This window comes from Roseateles sp. (assembly GCF_044373315.1).
In the GTDB taxonomy this organism is placed as follows: Bacteria; Pseudomonadota; Gammaproteobacteria; order Burkholderiales; family Burkholderiaceae_C; genus JACDQM01.
Map to the genome: position 1 here is coordinate 1 of NZ_JBILQK010000225.1, position 7,717 is coordinate 7,717.

Here is a 7,717-nt window from a genome sequence, read left to right on the forward strand (position 1 = left end):
GGCGCAGCGTGTCCGTGGGCAGAGCAATGCCTGGTTCGACGGCACCGGCGGCGCCTATGCCTGGCCGGCCTTCTTGCGCAAGCTGGATCGAATCGATTCAGGATACCGATTCTAGGCGATGGTCGGGCCGATTTACAGCGTCGCCGAGCAATCGCTGCATTTCCTAACGCGGCGGCATGATGGCTTTCCCGAGTCCCCGATCGCTAGCGAAGCGGCATGGCAGGTCGCCGATCTACCTCCAGCACAGACGCTGCGCCAGCCGTTTCCCGGGTCGGTTCTTGCAGCCTTGATGGGCAGTCTCGACGCCGGACCCTCCCTTGCGCCAGCGATACCCCATTGGGCGACCCAGCTTCGCAGTGGCCGGGGTTTCGTATTGCTCGGCGGACTGCCTGTTGGGGATTGGAGTGCCGACGAAGCCAGGGCTTTCATGTCCGCCCTAGGGGCGCAGTTCGGCATTCTCGGTCAGCCTTTTCAATCTGCTTTTAGAAGAGCGCCCGGACCTTGCCCGCCGTTTGTTCGAGCCGGTCCTGCTCGACCTGATGGACGAGCAGCCCGATGGTCTCGATCCAGTTGCCCGGCTGGCCCCAGCTGCCTTTGCCGACGGACGGCTTAGCACGTTCTACATTTCGGACTATTTCCGTAGTGCAGTCCGGCATCCCGGGTTTGAGCGGGATGCAATCGAGGCGGAACTTTTGGACTGCTATGACCGGCTAACCGTCGACGCGCGCCTTGAACTGCGTTTCGATCTTGTCCCTGGCGACCTACTCTTGGATAACAATCACCTGATGCCGCACGCCCGCGATGCATTTGCCGACGAGCCCGGCCGCGATCGGCTACTTTTGCGATTCTTGGTGTCTTGTCCCGCTGGGCTGATCCGATGAGCTTGGGTCCTTCAAGTTGGGATTTACAGATAGGTTGGCAGGTGTGTCCCAAGGAAGCGGCAATAGGACTCCAGTCGCACGGAATCGATCGCACGACCATCGTCCGCGGGGGTGTGGAAGCCTGGGAATACGCCGGTAAAGGCAATTACATTCTCGAAGTGCCCGCGAATCACGTCGCCCGCTTCACCAGGCGAAGAGTAGGTTCCCGGCAACCGTTGCAGTCCTAGCCCGTCGGCAAAGGTTCGCAACGCATCTTGCTCTAGCTTGTTGGCCATCATGAAGTGTACGGACTTTGGTCCGCCAGATTCGTCGAGTGCGGTCGCGCCCAGGCTAGCACCGAGGTGGCACCAGACGGCAACTTTCTGTGGATCCGCAGCGCCGTTGGCAATTGCGCGTTGCATGCCCAGATGACCGATCTCGTGAGCCCCAGACGCAATCAGTTCGATAGGGCGCCCGGTGCTGCTTAGCATCTGTCCCAGCGCGATCAGCGCGGCAACTCCGGCACCGCGTTCGGCACCGCATCGGAACCAGCCAGTCAATGGGGTCGAAAGCACTATCGTGCGCCCAGTCCCGGTCATTGTGGCCCTGACGTTGAACGCGTCTGCCTGTTGAATACTTCCTGCCCCTCGAACCGCTGCTGACTTGTCGTGCTCAGCTGCATTCTTGAGAACCGTCATGCCGGCCTTCTCGACAATCAGCACTGGTACTGGCAGGCGCGGCAACGTCGCATCGCGGTTGTAGGCGAAGAGACCGCCCAGTGGATCGTCTACAGCGAGGATGACCGCAATGGCTTCGCTTGCGGCAGCGACCACGCCATTGAGCCTTTCCGGCCAATAGGCGCTAAATGGTGCAGGCTGAGAGATCAGGGCGAGGCAACCGGGCTTGGACGGCCCTTTGGTCAAATCGACGAGTGGCCCAGTCAGTATATCCGGCCATTGATTGCGGGGTGGCAGCCACTGGACGAAGCCCGCAAAGGTCTTTTCTCCGGCTGCGATTTTTACCCACGGATCGGTGAAAGTCGCGACCGGAAAAGTATCCATCTGGGTTTGATAGCCGAGTGCCCCGAGACGGCCTGCTAGCCACCGGGCTGCATTACGAGCCGGTTCGCCGCCGCTACGATGCTCTCCAAAGGCCGCAAAGGTCGCGACGTCCCGGCGCAGTTGTATACCAAGAGTGGCTGATGCCGGCAGTGGAACTGCGCCTGCCATGGCAGCTCCGAGCACGGTGCGGCGCGATAGTTTAATCAAACTTTGGCCTTCCCTTGCGAAGCGAAGATCGAGGTGTAGCCGGTCGATCGGAAGTCAGGAGGCATCGGGCAAGGTTCTGGATCGTAAATGGGCGGGCGCTCCTGTCCACGGACCAACCGGTTAGCAAAGGGGATGCCGTCCATCAGATTTGTTAGCGGGACGGCGTCGGCTGCAGCGTAGGTATGGAGCAACAAAGGACGCATCCGCGGACTGCGGTTGGTCGGTGAACCATGGACGGCGCGGCAATTATGGACCGTGATCGTTCCGCGCGGGCCGTTGCACAAACCGATCGAGCTTGGATCAAGATTGGACAGTTCGGCATTGCTTAGAGCGCCGGTCCAGTTGCCTTGCTGGTCCCGCAGCGAGGAAAGGCCTTGCTGGTGGCTGCCAGAATAGATGCCCATTGGCCCCATCGCTTCATCGACATCTCGCAGGTAAACCCCGATCGTTAGAAGCGAGTAGTTGCTGTGGGGCCAGAACTGGATGTCTTGGTGCCATTTAATCTCCTCGCCTCCACCGGACCATTTGAAGTTGAGCTTCGAATGGTGCAGCCTGAGATTTGGACCAAGCAGGTCTTCGGCTACATCGACGATCGGCCCGTTAAGGCCGAATTCGGCGAAGTCAGGATCAAGAGCTCCGGTCTGCGGAATTCTGCGCAAGCGGGGATCGTCTGGACGGTGTCCCGGTCCCAGAAGGATGGCAGGGGTCGATTGCGTCAGTGCGCGCGACTGGTCGATAAACCTTTGCATTGCTACTTCCAGTCGGTCGAGCCATGCGAAGGAGATGAAGCTGGGCAGGACGAGATAGCCGCTTGCCGCATAGGCCCGTTTTTGCAGGGGCGTGAGCGCTTTCATCTTTGTTTCAGCTGCCATTGATGACGGATCTCGGTTATGGCTTCTGAGTAGCTCAGGCACGGTACCCATCCGAGTTCCGAACGGATCCGGCTGGAATCGATACGGTTGGAGAAGCCGACCAAATTTAGACCTTCCAGCGAGGGCAGATTTGGGTCCTTGGGTTCGATCAGATTTGCCGGGTCTTCGTTGGCTAGAACCACTTCGAGGGCAGTTTCAAGCGGTATCGTTGGGGGAGGAGGTTTCCCGACAATCGCTGCCATGTCGTCGCTGAAGCGGCGCCAGGTTACGCCGTTGCCATCGCAGACGTTGTAGGTTCGGCCAATGGCTTCGGCGCGAGTGCCAGCCAGGAACAGGGCATCGGCAAGGTTCTCGACATAAACGAGACCGGCATCGTTGTGCTCGGCGTCGCCGAACACTGCGCCGCCGGTCGCGGCCACTGCAGCGAGGAGGCGGTCGCCCCAGGCACTTGAACCTCCAAGCCCGAACACGTTGGCCGGACGGACCAGTGTGAGCGGCATCCCACGAGACGCGGCGACATCCAGCGCGACTTGTTCCTGGCCCTGTTTGCCTCGGCCATAAGCCCCCGCCCAGGGTCCGTGCCCGTCATGCTCGCGGCAGACCTGCGTTTGGATAAGCGTACCATAGACCGCGATCGAGGACGCCACGACCGCGCGGCCCCCGTTTGCGGCAATCGCTTCGCAGACATTGCGGGTGCCTTCGGCCAGTACATCCCATTGCCATTGATAACGGCCGGCAACGCCGACCGGGGCTGCAAGGTGGATGACCAGATCGCAGTCACGCGCGGCTTCGAAAACCGCCTGCCTGTCGGCTAGGTCACCGTAAGCTATCTTCACCTTGCCCGCCCAACCGGGCAGATGCGTTTCACCCGGGAGCGAAAAGCTGGTTACGTCCCACCCGGCGTCAAGGAATCGCCTAACCACCCGCCGTCCGATGAATCCGGGGCCACCGGTGACTAGCACTCGACTCACGACGCGGCTCGCTCGGCAAGGCGCTTGACCGAGAAGACACGGCCGACAAGCGGCGCAAAGAATGCGAGTGGAAGCGAGGCGTAGGCCCGGTCGAAGCTGACCTGATCGTATCGCTCGCAGAACTCGACGGTTCGTCCAAAATTTTCATGGTCACGGAACTGCTCGCGGGCATCAGGATCGAGATCCCAATGACTGGCGTGATAGGTCAGTTGGAAAATTCCGTGGTGTGCGATCATCCAATGATTTGCCTCGCTGACATAGGGCTTCAGGATGTCGGCGGCGAACTCGGCATGATTGGTCGGTGCCAGCGCATCGCCAATGTCATGGAGAAGGGCGCAGACGACATAGTCTTCATCGCGCCCGTCGCGGTGAGCGCGGGTGGCGGTCTGAAGGGAGTGCTCGAGGCGGCTGACCGGAAAGCCGCCATGGTCGTCCGCCAACATCGCGAGATGCGCCAGCACTCGGCCCGGCAAGTCCTCTAGCCAAGGCAGCCAGTGTTGCTTGACGATATCCCAGTCGGCCTTAGTGCTTTCGGCTAGCGTGACGAAATTGGCCTGCGCACCGATCATACCTTTAACTCCTTGTCAGCCGATCTCCAGCAGAACTGCAGCGCTAATGAGGACGCCAGCGAATATCGTCATCACGGCATGTCTCATGGCTCCGCTGACGGGGTAGAGTTCTTTTCACTCAAACTGAGTCCCGCCATATGTGTTTCAGATCCGCTCGATCACGATTGCTGGTGCCATCCCGCCGCCGGCACACATCGTGACGAGACCGTAGCGACCACCGGAACGCTCGAGTTCGTCGAGCGCGGTGCCAATCAATATTGAACCGGTCGCACCGATGGGATGCCCAAGCGCCATCGCACCGCCGTTGATGTTGACCCTGTCGCGATCGAGACCGAGATCGCGAATGAACTTTTCTGCGACCACTGCAAAGGCCTCATTGACCTCCCATACGTCGATGTCCTCGATGGTCAAACTGGCCCTATTTAGTACCTTCCTGGCAGCCGGTACCGTTGCGTTGAGCATGAGCGTTGGACAGTCGCCCATATTGGCATAGGCAACGATCCGACCCCTTGGCTTCAGTCCGTGCTTGTCGGCATAGTCCTTCGACGCAAGCAGCACAGCCGCTGCGCCATCGACTACGCCAGAACTGTTCCCCGGATGATGAACGCCCTTCCAATTGAGATTGGGGTACTTGCGCTGCACTTGCTTGCGGAAGGTTGAACCGTCACTGAGCTCAGAATCAGCCAAGGCTTCGAACGAGGGCTTTAGCGCAGCGAGCCCTTCCGCGGTGGTTCCAGGCCGCGGAAACTCCTCGTGGTCCAACGCTACAGTACCGTCCTCGTTGAAAACGGTGACTACCGAACGCTCGAAACGGCCTTCGCGGATCGCTCGGGCGGCATTCTCCTGACTGAACAGGGCAAGCGCATCCAAATCTTTGCGACCGATACCTTCCATGCTGGCGACGGCATCGGCGCATACGCCTTGATTGCTCTGGGGATGTAGTCGGTCGAGCGACGCATTGCCCGATCCCATGCGAAACGGATCTAGACCGGCGTTTGCCTCTTCCGCGTCTCGCGCGGATGTATAGCTCATCATTTCTGTGCCGCCGGCGATGATACAGTCTTCCATTTCCGACATGACCGAGCTGGCAGCCAGATTGACTGACGTGATGCCTCCACCACAGAACCTGTCGAGCGTCGTCCCCGACGCCTTTATATCAAAGCCCGCAGCTAGCGCCGCCATCCGGCCCATGTCGCCACCCTGCTTGCCTCGCTGCGAACTTGTCGACCAGATGATGTCGTCCACGGTCGCGGTATCTAGATTGTTACGGTCGCGGATCGCGGCCAGGACGGTGGCTGCCAGATGCTGGGGATGCAGATGCGAGAGCGCGCCCTTGCCGCGTTTGCCTATGCCCCGCGGCGTCCGTACGGTATCGATGATGTAAGCTTCGGCCATCTCAATGTCCCATCTATCAACGAAGTGGCGTACCCAAAGCTCGCGTCAGGCGATCTCGAGCAACCCGGCCGCGCCCATGCCCGCGCCAACACACATGGTCACCACGGCGTACTTCACGCCGCGTCGCTTGCCCTCGATCAGCGCGTGGCCGACGCAGCGCGCGCCGGTCATACCATAGGGGTGGCCGATCGAGATCGCACCGCCGTTGACGTTGTACGTTGCCGGGTCAATGCCGAGCTTGTCGCGGCTGTATAGGCATTGGCTGGCGAAGGCCTCGTTGAGTTCCCACAAGCCAATGTCGCTGACCTTGAGCCCGTGGCGCTCGAGCAGCCGTGGCACGGCATAGATTGGGCCGATCCCCATTTCGTCGGGTTCGCAGCCAGCAGTGGCAAATCCTCTAAAGAAGCCGAGCGGTGCGATACCGCGCGACTTGGCCATTTCGCCGCTCATCATGATCAAGGCGCTCGCACCGTCGGACTGTTGACTGGCGTTGCCCGCGGTAACGGTCTTGCCTTCGGCCATGGTCATTCCGCCCTTCAGGACCGGCTTCAGGCCTTGCAGGGATTCGAGCGTGGTCTCGGGCCGGTTGCACTCGTCGCGCTCGACCAGCACTTCGGCTTCGCTGGTTTCCCCAGTCGCCTTGTTGACGCTTTTCCAGATTGCTTTCAGCGGCACGATCTCTTCGGCGAACCGACCGGCGGCCTGCGCAGCGGCGGTCCGCTGCTGACTTTCAAGCGCGTACTGATCTTGTGCTTCGCGGGTGACGCCATAGCGCTCAGCCACAATCTCGGCGGTTTCGATCATGCCCATCCACAGCGCCGGGTGGGTTGCGGCCAGCGAAGTGTCCACAGCCTGGTGCATATTCATGTGCCCGGAAAGCTGGACCATCGAGATCGATTCGACCCCGCCTGCAGCGATCACCGGAACGCCTTCGTTGAGGATACGGCCCGCCGCGACCGCTACCGCCTGAAGGCCCGACGAGCAATAGCGGTTTACCGTGAGTCCGCTGGTTGTGACCGGGCAGCCCGCCTTCATTGCCGCGTTGCGGGCGATATTGAACCCGGTTGCACCTTCGGGGTGACCCGAACCGAAAACCACATCCTCGACTTCAGCAGGATCGACCCCGGCGCGCTGCATTGCGTGAGAAAGGGCATGTCCGGCCAGTGTAATCGGATGTGTGTTGTTGAAGCTTCCACGCACGGATTTTGCGAGTGCTGTCCGCGCGGTAGAAACAATGGCAATGTCAGTCATGAGGCTCTCCATCAGATTTTCACCTTGGCTATACATTTGTTCAGCGCATTGCAAGCTATGGCTCATTTCTGTTCAGCGTGCTAGAGCAACTCAGTTTTTTGGGAGGCAGCATGGCAAGGAACGTTAAATCGGCAGAGCATGCCAACGGCAAGATTCGGCTGATTAAGGTTGCTATGCGAATGTTTGCCGACAAGGGCTATGATGGCATTACAGTGCGGGACATATCGGCGGCGGCTGACGTGTCCGTTGGCCTGATCAACCACCATTTTGGCTCGAAAGAGGGGCTGCGTGAGGCGGTTGATAAATTTTTCATCGAACAGTTTGAGGAAGTGCTTTTCGAGGAGCGCCCCGTCCCGGCTAGCGAAGAGGCGGGCTTAGCCCAATCCGTTGAGTTTACTGAAAACTGGATCAATCGGCACATTGACGATTGGGACCTGACCAAGTCCTATATGCGTCGGGCGCTGCTTGAAGGTTCTGATTGGGGGGCGGGCTTGTTCGACCGATTCTATATCGTCGTGCGAACCTCTATTG

The 7,717-nt window shown here is 59.9% G+C and carries 8 protein-coding genes; 2 read left to right on the forward strand and 6 right to left on the reverse strand.

Annotated features, from left to right (window positions below):
- Window positions 1-512: 512 nt before the first annotated feature.
- Complete coding sequence (locus ACIQ67_RS20765; RefSeq protein ID WP_397536271.1) at window positions 513-881, forward strand: TauD/TfdA family dioxygenase; 369 nt, start codon at window positions 513-515, stop codon at window positions 879-881.
- A 23-nt stretch (window positions 882-904) separates the two neighbouring features.
- Here the strand turns inward: ACIQ67_RS20765 and ACIQ67_RS20770 are convergent, their stop codons facing one another.
- From ACIQ67_RS20770 to ACIQ67_RS20795, 6 genes are all read right to left on the reverse strand, one after another.
- Complete coding sequence (locus ACIQ67_RS20770) at window positions 905-2,128, reverse strand: hypothetical protein (protein ID WP_397536272.1); 1,224 nt, start codon at window positions 2,126-2,128, stop codon at window positions 905-907.
- Window positions 2,125-2,982, reverse strand: a complete 858-nt coding sequence (locus ACIQ67_RS20775) for a phytanoyl-CoA dioxygenase family protein (protein WP_397536273.1) — start codon at window positions 2,980-2,982, stop codon at window positions 2,125-2,127. Before ACIQ67_RS20775 ends, ACIQ67_RS20770 begins: the two co-directional genes overlap by 4 nt.
- Complete coding sequence (locus ACIQ67_RS20780) at window positions 2,979-3,971, reverse strand: NAD-dependent epimerase/dehydratase family protein (protein WP_397536274.1); 993 nt, start codon at window positions 3,969-3,971, stop codon at window positions 2,979-2,981. Before ACIQ67_RS20780 ends, ACIQ67_RS20775 begins: the two co-directional genes overlap by 4 nt.
- Window positions 3,968-4,540, reverse strand: coding sequence for an HD domain-containing protein (locus tag ACIQ67_RS20785; protein ID WP_397536275.1), 573 nt, complete (start codon window positions 4,538-4,540; stop codon window positions 3,968-3,970). Before ACIQ67_RS20785 ends, ACIQ67_RS20780 begins: the two co-directional genes overlap by 4 nt.
- 144 nt (window positions 4,541-4,684) lie before the next feature.
- Complete coding sequence (locus ACIQ67_RS20790) at window positions 4,685-5,935, reverse strand: acetyl-CoA C-acetyltransferase (RefSeq protein WP_397536276.1); 1,251 nt, start codon at window positions 5,933-5,935, stop codon at window positions 4,685-4,687.
- A 45-nt stretch (window positions 5,936-5,980) separates the two neighbouring features.
- The gene (locus ACIQ67_RS20795) at window positions 5,981-7,186 is read right to left on the reverse strand and encodes an acetyl-CoA C-acyltransferase (protein ID WP_397536277.1); all 1,206 of its coding nucleotides are present in this window, start codon (window positions 7,184-7,186) and stop codon (window positions 5,981-5,983) included.
- A 110-nt stretch (window positions 7,187-7,296) separates the two neighbouring features.
- On the opposite strand from ACIQ67_RS20795, the gene ACIQ67_RS20800 reads away from it, so the two are divergent.
- The coding region (locus tag ACIQ67_RS20800) for a TetR/AcrR family transcriptional regulator (protein WP_397536278.1) at window positions 7,297-7,717 on the forward strand (421 nt) is incomplete at its 3' end.